The 14,809-nt window shown below is 65.6% G+C and carries 11 protein-coding genes; 3 read left to right on the top strand and 8 right to left on the bottom strand.

Translation table 11 applies throughout. From position 1 onward, the window contains the following. From ACZ46K_RS09780 to ACZ46K_RS09760, 5 genes are all read right to left on the bottom strand, one after another. Positions 1 to 1,239: a cytochrome P450 gene (locus tag ACZ46K_RS09780; RefSeq protein WP_054806261.1), complete on the bottom strand. Its 1,239-nt coding sequence runs from the start codon at positions 1,237 to 1,239 to the stop codon at positions 1 to 3. Positions 1,240 to 1,244: 5 nt separating this feature from the next. Then, positions 1,245 to 1,439 (bottom strand): ferredoxin, encoded by a 195-nt coding sequence (locus ACZ46K_RS09775; RefSeq protein ID WP_054806257.1) that lies wholly within the window; start codon positions 1,437 to 1,439, stop codon positions 1,245 to 1,247. A 40-nt stretch (positions 1,440 to 1,479) separates the two neighbouring features. After that, the gene (locus ACZ46K_RS09770) at positions 1,480 to 3,306 is read right to left on the bottom strand and encodes a flavin-containing monooxygenase (RefSeq protein ID WP_464747917.1); all 1,827 of its coding nucleotides are present in this window, start codon (positions 3,304 to 3,306) and stop codon (positions 1,480 to 1,482) included. A 34-nt stretch (positions 3,307 to 3,340) separates the two neighbouring features. Beyond that, positions 3,341 to 4,651 carry an NtaA/DmoA family FMN-dependent monooxygenase gene (locus tag ACZ46K_RS09765; RefSeq protein ID WP_464747915.1) on the bottom strand — a complete coding sequence of 437 codons (1,311 nt, stop codon included), beginning with the start codon at positions 4,649 to 4,651 and terminating at the stop codon, positions 3,341 to 3,343. A 134-nt stretch (positions 4,652 to 4,785) separates the two neighbouring features. Then, positions 4,786 to 6,420, bottom strand: a complete 1,635-nt coding sequence (locus ACZ46K_RS09760) for an FAD-dependent oxidoreductase (RefSeq protein ID WP_464747913.1) — start codon at positions 6,418 to 6,420, stop codon at positions 4,786 to 4,788. A 140-nt stretch (positions 6,421 to 6,560) separates the two neighbouring features. Between ACZ46K_RS09760 and ACZ46K_RS09755 the strand changes: the two genes are divergently transcribed. Both ACZ46K_RS09755 and ACZ46K_RS09750 read left to right on the top strand, forming a co-directional pair. Continuing rightward, positions 6,561 to 8,186, top strand: a complete 1,626-nt coding sequence (locus tag ACZ46K_RS09755; protein WP_464747911.1) for an FAD-dependent oxidoreductase — start codon at positions 6,561 to 6,563, stop codon at positions 8,184 to 8,186. Positions 8,187 to 8,188: 2 nt separating this feature from the next. Beyond that, on the top strand, positions 8,189 to 9,766 hold the full coding sequence (locus ACZ46K_RS09750) for a class I adenylate-forming enzyme family protein (protein WP_464747909.1): 1,578 nt from the start codon (positions 8,189 to 8,191) through the stop codon (positions 9,764 to 9,766). Positions 9,767 to 9,828: 62 nt separating this feature from the next. On the opposite strand, the gene ACZ46K_RS09745 is transcribed toward ACZ46K_RS09750, so the two are convergent. Further along, positions 9,829 to 11,625 (bottom strand): NAD(P)-binding domain-containing protein, encoded by a 1,797-nt coding sequence (locus ACZ46K_RS09745; protein WP_464747907.1) that lies wholly within the window; start codon positions 11,623 to 11,625, stop codon positions 9,829 to 9,831. Between the two features lie 207 nt (positions 11,626 to 11,832). Between ACZ46K_RS09745 and ACZ46K_RS09740 the strand changes: the two genes are divergently transcribed. Next, a complete protein-coding gene (locus ACZ46K_RS09740) occupies positions 11,833 to 13,224 on the top strand; it encodes an alpha/beta hydrolase (protein ID WP_464747905.1) in 1,392 nt (463 codons plus the stop codon). A gap of 2 nt (positions 13,225 to 13,226) precedes the next feature. Here ACZ46K_RS09740 and ACZ46K_RS09735 read toward each other — a convergent pair whose 3' ends face one another. Beyond that, complete coding sequence (locus ACZ46K_RS09735) at positions 13,227 to 13,805, bottom strand: TetR/AcrR family transcriptional regulator (RefSeq protein ID WP_464747903.1); 579 nt, start codon at positions 13,803 to 13,805, stop codon at positions 13,227 to 13,229. Between the two features lie 34 nt (positions 13,806 to 13,839). Further along, positions 13,840 to 14,799, bottom strand: a complete 960-nt coding sequence (locus tag ACZ46K_RS09730; protein WP_054806748.1) for an enoyl-CoA hydratase/isomerase family protein — start codon at positions 14,797 to 14,799, stop codon at positions 13,840 to 13,842. Between the last annotated feature and the right edge of the window lie 10 nt (positions 14,800 to 14,809).

Genomic DNA, 14,809 nt, shown 5'->3' with positions numbered 1-14,809 from the left:
TCACCAACTCACGGGCAGGGAGTAGACACCGTAGGCGAGCCGGTCGTGCTTGAACTCGATCTGTTCGATCGGAACGGCGAGCTTCAAGGTCGGGATGCGGCGGATGAGCGTGGCGAAGGCGACCTGAAGTTCGACGCGGGCGAGCTGCTGGCCGATGCACCCGTGCGGGCCGAATCCGAAGGCAAGATGCTTGTTCGCCACCCGAGCCACATCGAACTGCCGCGGCTCGTCGAACGTCCGTGCATCCCAGCTGCCGGCGGAATAGTCGAGGATGACACCATCGCCGGCACGGATCACGACGTCGCTGATCTCGATGTCTTCCAATGCGATCCGGCGCTGACCGTTGTGCACAATGCTCAGGTACCGCAGGAGTTCTTCGACCGCATTGGCGATGGCCTTGGGGTCGTCGTTGTTGCGCAGGAACTCGAGCTGCTCGGGATTCTGCAGAAGCGCCAGAGTCCCGAGTGAAATGATGCCGGCGCTGGTCTCGTGACCGGCCGACAGCAGACCGTTTGCCAGTGCGACACCCTCGTCGATCGTCATGTCGCCGACACGAATGTTGTCGGCGAATTCCGAGATGACTCCCGATGACTCGTCCGAGGAAGCCAGCCGCTCTTCGATGACCTCGCGCATGTAGCCACGCATCGCCGTGAACAGCCGTTCCTGCAGTTCCGGTGTGGCGTAACGATCCATTGCCGCCGAGGCGTGCTCCTGAAAGAAATCATGATTGTCGTAGGGAACTCCGAGCAGTTCACAGATCATGAACGACGGAAGCGGAAGACCGAACGCCGGTACGAGGTCGACCGGATTCGGCCCGGCCAGCATGTCGTCGATGAGCTTGTCGGTCACCTGCTGGATCTTCTCGCGTTGAGCCTCGACGCGCTTGTACGAGAAGGTGCGTGTCATCATGCGGCGCAATCGCAGGTGACCGGGTCCATCAGTGTTGAAGATGCTGTCGGGCCGCATCGGAGCGATGGCCGCCCGGCCGGCATTCCAGTGCGGGAAACCCGTCAGACGATCGTCGGTGCTGATGCGTGGATCCAGTGCCAGCACCCGCAATTCGGCGTTGCCCGTGACCAGCCACGGTGTGCTGCCGTCCCAGATGCGTGCTCGTCTCAGAGGCTGATGCGCCGCCGAGTCGATGAGTGCGGCGGGGACGTCGAACGGACAGCGCGCGTCGCGTTCGACGGGGAAGCTCAGAACGGCCTCGTCGACGCCGGTCGTGGAATTCTCTGTCATGTCTTTCACTCCTCGAATGCGATGGCGACCGCGGGGCACGACGCTGCTGCCTGACGAACCGAATCCCAGTGTTCCTCGGTCGGGTTCGCATCCATCAGGACCACGACGCCGTCTTCGTCACGCTGGTCGAACACCTCGGGTGCGATCGCGGCGCACTGGCCGGCAGAGACGCATCGCGCTTCGATGATCTCGACTTTCATTGACAATTCACTCCGTAACCGTGACTGGTGACCGAGGGCGCTACGAGAGCGTGACGCCATCCATCTGTCCGCTGTCCCGCCACCGGGCCAGCAGTTGGAAGAACTGGATCGGACCGCCGCCATAGTTGGCTGCGACGAGCCCGTCGGGATTGCCGCTGTCGCCCTCGTTGTCGAGGTAACTGGGGGTGCAGTCCGCGTAGAAGGCCTGCCCAGGATTGGAGAGTTCCTTCATGGTGGAGACCCAGCCGTCCTCGGCTTCGAGGTCGGCCTCGATCGTGGTGGCGCCCCGCTCGACGCGCTGCTGGAGCAGATAGACGAGGTGGCGGGCGCGTTCCTCGGCGGTGTGCGTGTAGTTGTTCGCGATGCCGGTCTGCGTGTATCCGAGGAAGAAGCAGTTGGGGAATCCGTTGGACTGCAGGCCGTGGAAGGTACGCGGTCCGCTCTTCCATTTGTCGCTCAGGTGGATGCCGTCGCGACCGATGATGTCGAATCCGGCCCGTCGGGTGTAGCTGCTGCTGACGTCGTATCCCGTTGCGAAGATCAACGCATCGACCTTGTATTCCGTGCCTCCGACGACGACCCCGTCGCGTGTCAGCCGCTCGATTCCGCGTCCGTCGGTGTCGACGAGCTCGACGTTGTCGCGGTTGAACGTGGGCAGGTATTCGTCGTGGAACCCGACGCGCTTGCAGAGCCGCTTGTACCAGGGCTTGAGCGCCTCGGCGGTCGCCGTGTCGGTGACGACGGAGTCGATCCTGGCGCGCACCCGCTCCATGGACCTGTAATCGGCCTCGAAGAGGAACTCGCCGATCTCCTCCGGGCTCATCGGTGCGCCCCGGCGTTCGTTCTCCTGCTGGATCGCAGTCTTGGTGACCTCGGACGCCACGCGGGTCCAGCCGTCGTCGACTAGGTCGGTGTGGCTCTCCATGCCCGCGGTGTAGCGGGTGAAGTTCTCCATCCGCTCGCGCTGCCATCCGGGCTCGAGATTCTCGGCCCAGTCGGGGTCGGTCGGCTTGTTCCCCCGTTCGTCGACGGCGTTCGGCGTCCGTTGGAACACGTAGAGCTGCTCGGCCCATCGACCGAGGTGAGGGACCACCTGCAGGCCGGTGGCGCCCGTGCCGACGACGCCCACGGACTTGTCCTGCAGCCCGGTCAGCTCACCGGACTCGTTACCTCCGGTGTAGCTGTAGTCCCATCGGCTGGTGTGGAAGGTGTGTCCTTCGAACTCGTTGATGCCGGGAATACCGGGCAGTTTCGGGCGTACGAGCGAGCCCGGAGAGACCACCACGATCCGGGCGCGGATGCGGTCGCCGCGATCGGTGTGCACGACCCAGCGTTCCCCCGCCTCGTCCCAGACCATCTCGGTGACGGTGGTGTGGAAGAGCGCGTCGCGCATGAGGTCGTACTTGTGCGCGATCGCCGTGAGGTGCTCACGGATCTCGGCGCCGTACGCGTACTTCTGAGTGGGGATGTAGCCCAGCTCTTCCAGGAGCGGCATGTAGATGTAGGACTCGATGTCGCATTGGACGCCCGGATAGCGGTTCCAGTACCAGGTTCCGCCCACTCCGCCCGCCCGGTCGAGCAACCTGATGCCGTCGAGGCCCGCCTCACGCATCCGTGCCGCGGCGATCAGACTACCGAGGCCGGAGCCGATCATGAGGACCTCCACCTCGTCGGTCACCGGATCTCGATCGACCCGTTCGACGTAGGGATCGTCCTCCCAGTGCGAGAACTCGGCAGTGACCTGGACGAACTGCTCGACGCCGTCGCGCCGCAGCCGCTTGGCACGCTCGTAGGCATGTTTGGCCCGCACCCAATCCGGGTCGAAGCCTTCGGGTTTCGGGCCCGGCGGCGTCAACGTCTCCGGCATGCTCGGTTCCTTTCGCCTCTCGGCAGGTTGCTGCTCATGCGAACCGTTCTCGCAGCGGCCGGTCGTCGGGGGTGGATCGGTAGATCCCGCGATCGATCATGCGGGGAATCACCTCGTCGATGAATTCGCGGATCGACGCCGGGCCGACGGGGAACATGAGGTTGAAGCCTCCGACGTTGCCGTCGCCCCACCACGCCTCGAAGTCGTCGACGATGTCGTCGTACGAGCCGACGAACTTGCGGTGCTGCGCACCGCCCCGGCCGAGCGACTGCGCCGTGACCTCGCGGACGGTGGCGCCGGGGTGTGCGTCGATCCAGTCGTAGAGGCCGACGTAATTCCCGAAGGTGCTCTTGATGGTCTTCTCGACATCGGCCGGCTTCGGCATCTTCTCGAACGGGAACCGGTCTTCGACGCTGTCGAACGAAATCGGCTCCAACCCGAACTGCACGAGCACCTTCGGCGCGAGGAGTTCCCACGGGACGAATTCGTCCAGGGCGAGCATCTGCTCTTCGGCCTCCTTCGCGGTGCGCGCGACGTAGGGGATGAGGCCGGGAACCGCCGGGACGCTGCCGACAGGGCGTCCCGCGTCGGCGAGTGCCTTGTCTAGGTCCTCCCGGTATGCGGCCGCTCGCTCCCGGTTGGATGCTGCCGTGAACACCATGTCGGCGTGCCGCGCGGCGACCTTGATGCCGGGCCCGGACCCACCGGCCTGCGCTACCAGCGGCCTGCCCTGCCGACTCGGCGCGACGTTGAGCGGGCCGATGACACTGAAGGATTCGCCCTCGTGGTTGATCGGCGAGGCGTAATAGCGCGTGACACCGTCGGGGTCGCGACGCACCTCCCGATTGGCCCAGAGGGCTTCGGTTACGTCGAGGAACTCCGTGGCGCGACGGTATCGGGTTTCGCGATCGGGGTGGCTGGTCTTGCTGTAGTTCAGCGCGAGTGCATCGCCGACGGTGGTGACAGCGTTGAGCCCGGCCCGTCCGTCGGACGCCTGGTCGAGCGAGGCGATGAGCCGCGCGAGTGTGTACGGGTCGTAGAACGTCGTGGACGCGGTGGCGATGAGACCGACGTACTGGGTCTCGCGGGCCATCGCGGTCAGCGCGGTGATCGGCTCCGCCGGCCCGCCGTCGAAGGCAGGCGAGTTCGGCATGCCGGGTACGTCGCCGAGAAAGATCGCGGTGAAGAGACCCTCGTCGCCGAGATGGCCGTAGGTCATCAGCCGCTCGAACGGGTCGACGAGCGCAGTATCAGCGTGGTGCTTCTGTTCGTAAGAGGGAGCCCCCATGTGGAGATTGATGTCGTTGCCGACGAGGTTCAGGTGGAGATAGCGCCGAGTCGCCATGGCCCGTCCTTCAGATCAGAGGTGGCATCGAGAGTCGTCCTGTAATCCCAGTCACACGCTATAGATGGATGGTCAGGCAAGTCAATAGACAATGCGTCTATCATTTGAACGAATCGGCTTGCCTGCGGGTTCACTCACGTCTGAGCCACTTTCGAACGCGCCGGGACTCGATCGGCGACGGCGGCCCGGCCTGCAGCAATCCCCCACACCCCGGCGACCGCGAGGGTGGCGCCGGCACCGCCGTAGACCATCCCGCTGGGGTTGGCCATCACGTTGCCCGCGGCATACAGTCCCGCGATCACGTCACCGTCGACGTCGAGCACCCGCCCCGCGACGTCGGTGCGTGGGCCGCCCTTCGTGCCGAGCGCCGAGCTCACGACCTCGACGGCGTAGTACGGAGCCGTCCCGACCGGCCCCAGCGTTGCGCCGGGAGAATCGGGGTCGCTCACCCGTCCACCGGGGAAGCGATCGAATGCACTACGGCCCCGCGAGAAATCCGGGTCCGCGCCGTTCGCTGCATGCCCGTTGAAGCGTTCGATCGTCGTCTCCATCGCGTCGACCGGAAGATCCAGCGCCGCAGCGAGTTCCGCGATGGATGATGCCCGGATCACCCATTCCGGAACCGGAGCACCCGGGCGAGCACCGAATACGCCGAACCGGTCGACGGTGGACTGGTCGAAGATCATGTACGCAGGGAGATTCGGGTAGTCGAGTCGCGACTCGTCGAGATGATGAAAGGCGCCACCGAAGGCGTTGTAGTTCGCAGCCTCGTTCGCGAAGCGGCGGCCGTAGCGGTTGACCATGATCGACCCGGGTAGCGCCCGCTCGCGCGACGACAGCATCGCAACCGGAGCCCCGTCGCGCCGGGCGCCCGGGCACGGTACCGACGGCGACCACCACGCCTCACGCATATTGCCCAGTCGAGCACCGACTCTCATCGCCATCCGCAGGCCGTCACCGGTGTTCGACGGCGCACCGATGGGGCGCGTCAGCGGTCCACGCAGGAAGTCACGCACCAGATCCGGGTCGTACTCGAACCCTCCGGTCGCGAGCACGACCGCAGAGGCTCCGACCGTTCTCACGCCGTCGGCGGTCTCGACCTCGACGCCGTCGACGACGCCGTCGTCGGTGCACAGCCGCAGCGCCCTGGCCTCTGTTACGACGTCGACCCGGTGCTCGAGGCACGCCTTCAGCAGGCCGCCGACCAGCGCGCGCCCCAGCCCCTCTTCCGCGGCGTCCTCACGAGCAGCGAGAATCTCGGGTGCGACGACACCCGTCCCGCCTCCCAGGGGCATTTCGACCAGCACGATGCGTTGGATATCTCCGGCGATGCGGTCGATCCATTTCTCGAACCCGACGAAGGAGAACAGTCCGGGTTCGAGTGTCCGGCCGCCCGCGGGCTTGCCGCCGGGATGTTCAGGGTGGTAGTCGGGGTATCCCTCGACGAGCTGGAGTCGGAGGTCTGTGTGGTCGTGCAGGAAGTCGACGAACCCGGGGCCGCCGGAGATCAATGCCTCGGCCAGCTCGGGCAGGATCATCCCGTTGGACAGGCTCGACAGGTAGGCCAGGCCTTCCTCGAGCGAGTCGTCGATACCCTTCTGGGCCGCGATCGGATTGCCCGGGACCCAGATTCCCGCGCCGGACAGCGCGGTCGTGCCGCCGATCAGCTCGGCCTTCTCGAGGATCGCAACGTCAGCGCCCTCCAGCGCGGCGGCAAGCGCGGCAGTGAGGCCGGCAGCTCCCGACCCGAGAACGACCACGTCGTACATCTCCTGCATAGGTATTCGACCCACCATCTCTGCGCCGCGTTATGTGTATATATTGAACAGCTGGTCTCTATTGATGCACTTTCGCTATGGTAATCAGGATCACACCACGCCACAAGAGCCCACTCGAACCGGAGGCCGGAGTGTCCGAACCCGAAACATACGACGTCATCGTCCTCGGCAGCGGCGCCGCAGGACTCACGGCCGCGTTCACCGCAGCACACCAAGGCGCGCGAGTCGCGATCCTGGAGAAGAACGATCGGATCGGCGGCACCACCGCCTGGTCGGGAGGCCACGTCTGGATCCCGAACAACCCCTACATGGAAGACATCGGCGCGAAGGACAGCGTCGACGACGCGATGACCTACCTGATGTCTCTCGGCCGCGGCATCCTCGACGAACGCCTGGCCCGTGCCTTCGTGGACGCCGGACCGAAGATGGTGCGCGCACTCGCCGACGACGGCGGGGTCGAGTTCTTCGCTGTGCCCGGACTACCCGACTACCACCCGTCGAATCCCGGCGGCAAACCCGAGGGCGGCCGGACGCTCGGACAGGAACTGTTCCCATTCCCTACCTTGGGCGAGTGGCAGGACAGGGTCGAGGTGACCCCCTACTACTCCCCCTACCTGCGAATGGACGAGACCGCGATCGGCTGCGCAGTCCCCAAGACCCCCACCGACGAAGAGAAAGCACACCGCGAGGCCGAGGACCTGCGCGGCATGGGCGGAGGCCTCGTCGGCGCCCTCCTGAACGCATGCCTCCGCGTGGGCGTCGCCATCGAGGTGTCGACCGCAGCACGCGATCTGATCATCGACAACGGCCGGGCTATCGGTGTGGTCGCCGAGACCGCCGACGGACGTCGGACCCTCCAGGCCACACGCGCTGTCATCCTGGCCACCGGCGGATTCGAGTGGAACGAGGAATACCGCACTGCGTTCCTGCGCGGCCACGTCACGAAACCCGCCTCGATCCCCACGAACACCGGCGATGGCCTGCGCATGGCGATGCGTGCCGGAGCAGCACTCCAGAACATGCGCGAAGCCTGGTGGATCCCCATCACCGAACTCCCCGAGGGCATCAACTCGATGAACCTCGAGATGATCAACGGCGACCGCACGCGGCCACGCAGCATCATGGTGAACCGCACCGGACGACGCTTCACCAACGAGGCCGTCAGCTACAACTCGGTCGTGGGCGCCTTCCATCAGGAGGACGTCACCGCGTTCCGGTACGCCAACCTGCCCGCGTGGCTGATCTTCGACCACACCTACCTCACCACCTACGGATCGACCGGTCGGCCCTACACAGGCATCACACCCCCGTGGCTGGTGGAGGCACCCACCCTCCGCGACCTCGCGCTGGCGCTCGGCATCCCCGGCGACGAACTCGAGCGCACCGTCGACCAGTGGAACGCGAACGTCGCCGCGGGTAAGGACCCGCACTTCGGCCGAGGCGAGAGCGCCCACGACCGGTGGTGGGGCGACCCGTACAAGAAGGGGAGCATCGACGGCACGCTCGGACCGATCACGGAAGGTCCGTTCTACGCCATGGAATTGACCGCCGGCGTCATCGGCACCAAGGGCGGTCCAAAGGTCGACGAGTATGCCCGCGTCATCGATCTCGACGGCGAGGTGATCGGCGGTTTGTATGCGGCGGGCAACGTCTCGTCGCCGACCGGCGCCTCGTACGGAGGTCCCGGCGGAACGCTCGGTCCCGGAATGACATTCGCCTGGATCGCCGGACGGCACGCAGTCGGCCCAGACCGGTGAACATGTCCGGTTCGATCGTCGAGGCCTGGCGCGAGCGGGTCGCCGCCGGTCCCGACCGCGCGGCGATCCGATACTTCGACGGCACGATCGACGCCGCCACCCTCGATTCGCTGACCGACGCGCTGGCCACCGAGTTCCAGGCTCGCGGGGTGCGTTCGGGTGACCGGATCGGCATCTACCTGCAGAACATCCCGTACTACCCACTGGCCCTTCTGGCCGTGTGGAAGGCCGGCGCGATCGCCGTGCCGTTCAATCCGATGTACCGCGGAGACGAACTACGGCGACTGGTCGAGGACTCCGGCACGACGGGGATCATCGTCGCACGCGGCACCGATGAGGCAACACGCAACGCGCTGACGGGAACACAGGTCCGGTGGTTGCTCTCGGCATCGTCGCGAGACTTCCAGACACGGAACGACCCTCGGGTGTTCACCGAACCGGACGCCGCGCCCTCCCCCGACGGCGACCTCGCCACGATCCTCGCTGCACGACGCGGCCGGTATCCGGCTCGGATCATGCATGACGGCGACGACATCGCCTTCATCACCTACACCTCCGGCACGACCGGACCGCCCAAAGGCGCGCTCAACACCCACCGGAATTTCCTCTGCGCTGTCTCGGGTTACGCCGAGTGGATCCGGCTGGGAGCCGGCGATGTGTCCTACGCGATCGCTCCGATGTTCCACATCACCGGACTCTCGCTCAACGCCGGGATCGCGCTGCTGAACGACGCCACACTGAGCATGAGCGGACGATTCGAGGCGTCGGTCGCGCTCGACACGATCCGCGAGCACAAGGTCACGACGACAGTCGGCTCGATCACCGCGTTCAATGCGTTCTTCGGCGTCTCCGAGGCCGGCGCCGGCCATTTCGCGAGCGCGAAGCGCGTCTACTCCGGTGGAGCCCCGATCCCACCGGCGACGATCGACGCCTTCCGCGACCGGTTCGGCGTCTACCTCCACAACATCTGGGGGATGACCGAGACGACGGGCGGGGGTATCGCGGTGCCGCCGGGTGTGCCGGCTCCGGTGCACGGGCCGAGCGGGACGCTGTCCGTCGGCGTGGCGACACGCGGCGTCGAGGTCATCGCGGTCGACGCCGAGGGCAGGCCACAGCCACCAGGTGAGGAGGGCGAACTCGTCGTCACCGCGCCGCAGGTGATTCCCGGCTATTGGCAGAACGAGGAAGCCACGGAGCTCACACTTCCCGGTGGACGTCTGCACACCGGCGACGTCGCCATCATCGACGACGAGGGCTGGGTCTATCTCGTCGACCGCATCAAGGATCAGATCAACACCTCGGGCTACAAGGTGTGGCCGCGTGAGGTCGAAGACGTGTTGTACGAGCACCCTTCAGTCCTCGAGGTCGCGGTGGTGGGGATGCCCGACGACTACCGCGGCGAAGTGGTGGTCGCGTATGTCTCACTGCGCGAGGGCAAGGCGGCCGAACCGGACGAACTGGTCGCGTTCGCGGGCGAGCGACTCGCGGCGTACAAGCGACCCCGCGTGGTCCACGTGCTCGATGTGCTCCCGAAGACCGCGACCGGCAAGATCCAGCGAGGCGCGTTGCGCGGACGATGAACTTCGGTGTTCTCAACGGCGTATATCGGCTGTCGAGAACACCGAAGCTGGAGTCGGGCCGATTACGGCTTGCGGGCCTCCGGGTCCATCGGCTCGATGCCCTCCTCGATCGCCTTGATCAGCAGGGCGGTGAAGCGGGTGTAGAAGCGCGCCATTCGGATGAATCCGGTGCCGAACCAGAGTCCGGGCTGCGCCGATCGGCGCCAGGTGTTCGCGTATTCGCCGTCGGCGGCGCGACCATACGCCTTGTCGATCTTCGCTGCTGCGGAGCCGAGAACCGGCTTCAGATGGCCCCAGAACTGGTGGTATCCGGTTGCGAAGACGATGAGCTCGACATCGCGCATCTCCGACCCGTCGGTGAACACCACTGTCTTGCCGTCCTTGATCTCCGCGACCTCGACGCCCTGCTTCAGGTGGACCCGGCCGTCGGCGATGAGCTGGGATGCGCCGATGTCGATCTGGTAGCTGTCCTTGCCGGACATGTGCGCACCGATGATGCCTGTGCCGTCCGGGCCCCAGTTGAGCTTGAATCCTTGGGATTCGAGTGCATCGAGCAGTTCCTTGTCGGCCGCCTTCGCGAGCTGCACGAGTTCTTTGTTGAACTCGTCGACCCGCTCGTTGGGCAGGGCGTAGGTCATCTGGTCGGCGAAGTCCGGCGTCAGCGTCATATCCTCGGTGAACAGGGTCGACCAGTACTTGTGATAACTCGGGTAGGTGACGACGTAGGTCGAGGTGCGCTGCACCATCGTGACGTCGGCATCGTGTTCCCAGAGGTCGTGCGCCAGTTCGTGACCGCTGACCCCCGACCCGATGACGAGCGTCTTCTTGCCGGAATAACGGTCGCCGTCCTGGAATTCGTCGGAGTGCACTGCAACACCGCGAAATTCCTGGAGTCCCTCGATCTCGGGAATGCGCGGAGAACCGAACATGCCGCCGGCCACGATGAAGTGTCGCGGATGCAGGTCGCGGATCGAGCCGTCGCCCCTCTGAACGCGGACGGTCCACCGCTCGGTTTCCTCGTCGTAGTGGCCGCTGAGGAACGTTGCCCTCATCCACACGTTGAGATCGAGGGTGGTGGCGTACGTTTCGAGCCAGTTCGCGAACTTGTCCTTCGGGGTGTGCGCCGGCCATGTAGCGGGGAGGGGCAGATACGGCAGGTGGTCGCCGTAGACGGTGCTGTGCAGCGCCAGGGATGCGTAGCGTTTGCGCCACGTGTCGCCGATGCGTGCCTCCCGGTCGATCACGAGCGTGTCGACGTCGAGGGCACCCAGCCTCGCCGCGAGAGCCAGACCGTTGTGGCCTGCGCCGAGCACGAGGACGGTGGGGTCGCGGTCCTCGAACGACGTCTCGTTGCGCCGATCGTCGGCCCAGCGCGTGCGGCCCGGGACGACGCCGTAGACCTTGCCTTCGGGGCGACGGTGACGAGTCCCCTCGGGGAAGGCTTCGAGCGCCTCGACCTGGGTCTGCAACGTGTACGCGACGAAGCGCGCCCCGTCGCGGACGAGTCGCGCGAATCCGCGATTGACCCGGTCGTTGGTCGTGAAGTCGAAGAACCCCATGATGTCGTCGCCGGAGACGAAGGGCTCCTGCACGGCGCTCACGGAGAAGCCGGACGCGCTCCATTCCTTTGCGAGCTCGATCAGCCGCCCGGCCGTCTGCTCGCTGCCGACGGCATGGTGGAAGTCCCACGGGAAGGCCATGAAGTCGCGCCACGTGGCGTCGCGGTGCAGGCATGCCCCCAGCTCGACCTCCGAGCCCTTCTCGAGCGCGGCCGCGAATTCTGCGAGCCAGGTCGTGAAGACCTGTGCCGCATTCGGAGCGTCTATCTCAGGGGTTGAGTTGCGCCGAGCTTCCATCATGGGTTGCGGCTCCTTCTCGGTGTAATGCATCATCCGAAGGCATGTGTATTTAACGAACACATTGGTTCTATATACACACATACTGGTTGAGCGGTCCACTCTCCGTCAAGAGTTCGGAGCGGAACCTTGTGAGGCTCAGCACCATCAGCTACCGTCCAAGTGTATTTTCTACACATATCTGTGCACTATTTGAGACAGGAGGCGGGGATGACGGGCATCGACTCCCATGAGGTGGGGGCCGGGCTGAGCGTCCGAACTTTCACATCGCCACGTCCTGCGACGAGCCGATTCCTCGTACTGGTCCTGAACGGCGACCACCCGAACAGCTGCCGCGAGCTCATTGCCGACGGACTGGTGATCGTCGAGGTTCCCACCCGTCCCCGCAGTGCACTCGACGACAGCGACCGCGCCCTGCAATGGGCCCGCTCGGTGGCCACCGATCTCTTCGAAGCAGACCCGAGCCGCATCGCCGTTCTCGATACGCCGGAAACTCGGCCCCTTGCCACCGCACTCGCCGAACGGGTGCAGGCCCGGAAGGAACCCCCGATCCTCGCCGAGACGTTCCGTTCCGCCGATGTCGATCTGCACGCTCGCATCGCGGCACTCCCGGCGTTCGATGGCCCCGCCGAGCCCGCCGTCGCAGTCCACCGCCGGATCGAGCCGGCGACACTCGACCAACTCGATCTCCTGACCCGGTGGGACACGACGAGCATCGACACCGTTCGCGGGAGCTACGCCGAGGTCACTCCTCCCCCGACTCCCGTGAGCGAACGAGTCGAACGGGTCGACGACGCCGTCCCCAGCAATCAGGGGCAACCCGACGTGCCCGTCCGGTGGTACCGGCCGCGCGACATCACCGGCCCACTCCCCGCGATCATGTACTTCCACGGCGGCGCATACATCATGGGTGGGCTCGACGAGAACGACGATCGGCTCGATCGCATCGCCGCCGACATCGGATGCGCGGTCGTATCGGTCGACTACCGCCTGGCACCCGAAAACCCTTACCCCGCAGGCCTCGACGACGCCGAACTGGTCTGGCGCCACATCCTGGCGAACGCCGACGCTCTCGGAGTGGACCCGAGCCGTCTCGTCATCGGCGGCGCAAGCGCCGGCGCCGGACTCGCCACCGCGCTGTGTATCCGCCTCGCCGAGGTGGGCCTGCCCCAGCCCGCGCTCCAACTCTTGGTCTATCCGATGCTCGACGACCGTGAGCACGACTCCCTCCGGGCACTCGAGGGTGGAGCCGGACATCGGGGTCTGTGGCGACTCGAGGCCGAACGTCACTCGTGGCGGGCGTATCTCGGCGAACTCCATGACACAGCCCCCCCGGCGACAGCCGCACCCGGACGCGCGACGCTCGACGAATTGCGTGGCACTGCACCCGCATTCATCGGTATCGGCGACGTGGACGCGCTGCTCGACTCCAACCTGCACTATGCCGCGCAATTGTCCCGGGCCGGGACTCCGGTCGAACTCCATGTCTACCCCGGGGTGATCCACGGCGGGTTCGTCGCCCGCCCTCGTACACGACAGACCCAGCGTTTCCTCGACGACGTCCACGCCGTTCTGCGCAGGGCCTTCGAGACCGGCGACTGAGCTCAGCGCATCGCGGCGAGCAGCGCATCCGACATCGCGTCGATCGCGCGTTCACGCTCGATGTCCCACCCCTGGATCAGCCAGAGATGCATGAAGTAGTCGAGCATCGAATAGAGCATCGCGGCACTGAGACGCAACTGCTCCGCAGTTGCCGACGTTTTGGTGCCCGACCATTCGACGACCAGCTCCTCCATGGTCCGCATGTGCTCGGCGGCGAACTCCGGATCGGCTGCGCGCGCCTCGTGCAGCGTCTTGTAGAGGATCGGCGCGTCGAGATAGAAGTCGACCATCCGCTCGAAGAACTTCCGCACCGAGGCGGCCTGTCCGCGCCCCCAGTTGAACCCGTCCTGGGTCTGCCACTCGACCATCCGCGCGTCGCGGAGGTTGCGCAGCACGGTCGCTTTGCCGTCGAAGTGCAGGTAGAAGGTCGCCCGACCGATGCCGGCCCGCTGCACGATGTCGTCGACGGTGGTGGCGAAGTAACCCCGGTCGGCGAACGCCTCCAGGGAGGCGTCGAGGATGCTCTGCCGGGTCAGATTGCGTTGACGCTCGCGCATGGACAGTCGTGGAGTAGTGCTCATGATTCGATGATCCTAACTAGGACCGCAACAGTGACTAGGGGCGCAGCCGTGCGGCCTTGCTGAGCCGGAACTCAGGGGGAAAATTCTCGTCGTTCGCCTTCACCGAATCGGTCAGCCCCGCCTCCATCATCTCGGCATTCAGATGGAATTCGTGCTCATCCGGGCGGACGAGCCGACCCATGGACTCGACCATACCGGTGAGGAGACTGCCCATGTACTCACCCTGATGCTGCTTCATCATCCGGAAGAACATCTTCTGGATGACGACGGTGTCGGTCGGGCGGTTGCGCGCGCACGCCTTCGCGTAGGTCTGCACCTCGTCCTCGAGATCGGCGCGGGCCACGACCTTGTTGAGGAAACCGCACTCGTACATCTCGTCGGCGGTGAACGGCCGGCCGGTGAACACCATCTCTTGGAACCGCCGGATTCCCATCGTCATCGCCCACGTCCACATGCGCGGGCCCCAACCGACGTAACGGAACGCGGCGTGCCCGAACAATGCGTCGTCGGAGGCGATTACGAGGTCGGCGTCGGCAGCCTGGTAGAAGTGCCACCCATAGCAGTAGCCCTTGACCTCGACGATGCTGATCTTGTTGAACTCCTGCAGACTCCGACAGCCGGACTGGGCGTCGGCGAACCACGACCCGTAGTTACCCATGTTGCGGTACGAGTCCTTCGGCGGATAGACAACGTCGGGGTCGTCGATCTTGAACTCCTTGAGACGCTCGGCAGAGTCGTCGCCCTCGACACCGGCCATGAAATCGGGCAGGTCCACCCCGCTCCCGAAATCGTCGCCCTCGGCCCGCACCACCAGGACCTTCACGTCGTCGTCGATGCTCGCCCGATGAAGCAGGTCGGCGTAGCGCAGTCGCGCTTCGACCGTGGGAGCGTTCAAGCGGTCGGGCCGGTTGAACGTGATGGTCGCGATTTTCGAAGCCGGATCCTTCTCGTAGAGGATGATCTCTTCGGCCGACGGCGGTTCGTTGTTCGACATGTGCGCTCCT

Source organism: Rhodococcus sp. JCM 9793, from assembly GCF_055380405.1.
The sequence above is the reverse complement of the archived record's forward strand: the minus strand, read 5'-3'. Positions and strand labels throughout refer to the sequence as shown.

What these genes read in the sequence shown, in the direction of transcription:
- ACZ46K_RS09780 (WP_054806261.1), bottom strand. Translation starts at nt 1,239, where the DNA reads ATGACAGAGAATTCCACGACCGGCGTCGACGAGGCCGTTCTGAGCTTC.
- ACZ46K_RS09775 (WP_054806257.1), bottom strand. Translation starts at nt 1,439, where the DNA reads ATGAAAGTCGAGATCATCGAAGCGCGATGCGTCTCTGCCGGCCAGTGC.
- ACZ46K_RS09770 (WP_464747917.1), bottom strand. Translation starts at nt 3,306, where the DNA reads ATGCCGGAGACGTTGACGCCGCCGGGCCCGAAACCCGAAGGCTTCGAC.
- ACZ46K_RS09765 (WP_464747915.1), bottom strand. Translation starts at nt 4,651, where the DNA reads ATGGCGACTCGGCGCTATCTCCACCTGAACCTCGTCGGCAACGACATC.
- ACZ46K_RS09760 (WP_464747913.1), bottom strand. Translation starts at nt 6,420, where the DNA reads ATGTACGACGTGGTCGTTCTCGGGTCGGGAGCTGCCGGCCTCACTGCC.
- ACZ46K_RS09750 (WP_464747909.1), top strand. Translation starts at nt 8,189, where the DNA reads ATGTCCGGTTCGATCGTCGAGGCCTGGCGCGAGCGGGTCGCCGCCGGT.
- ACZ46K_RS09745 (WP_464747907.1), bottom strand. Translation starts at nt 11,625, where the DNA reads ATGATGGAAGCTCGGCGCAACTCAACCCCTGAGATAGACGCTCCGAAT.
- ACZ46K_RS09740 (WP_464747905.1), top strand. Translation starts at nt 11,833, where the DNA reads ATGACGGGCATCGACTCCCATGAGGTGGGGGCCGGGCTGAGCGTCCGA.
- ACZ46K_RS09735 (WP_464747903.1), bottom strand. Translation starts at nt 13,805, where the DNA reads ATGAGCACTACTCCACGACTGTCCATGCGCGAGCGTCAACGCAATCTG.
- ACZ46K_RS09730 (WP_054806748.1), bottom strand. Translation starts at nt 14,799, where the DNA reads ATGTCGAACAACGAACCGCCGTCGGCCGAAGAGATCATCCTCTACGAG.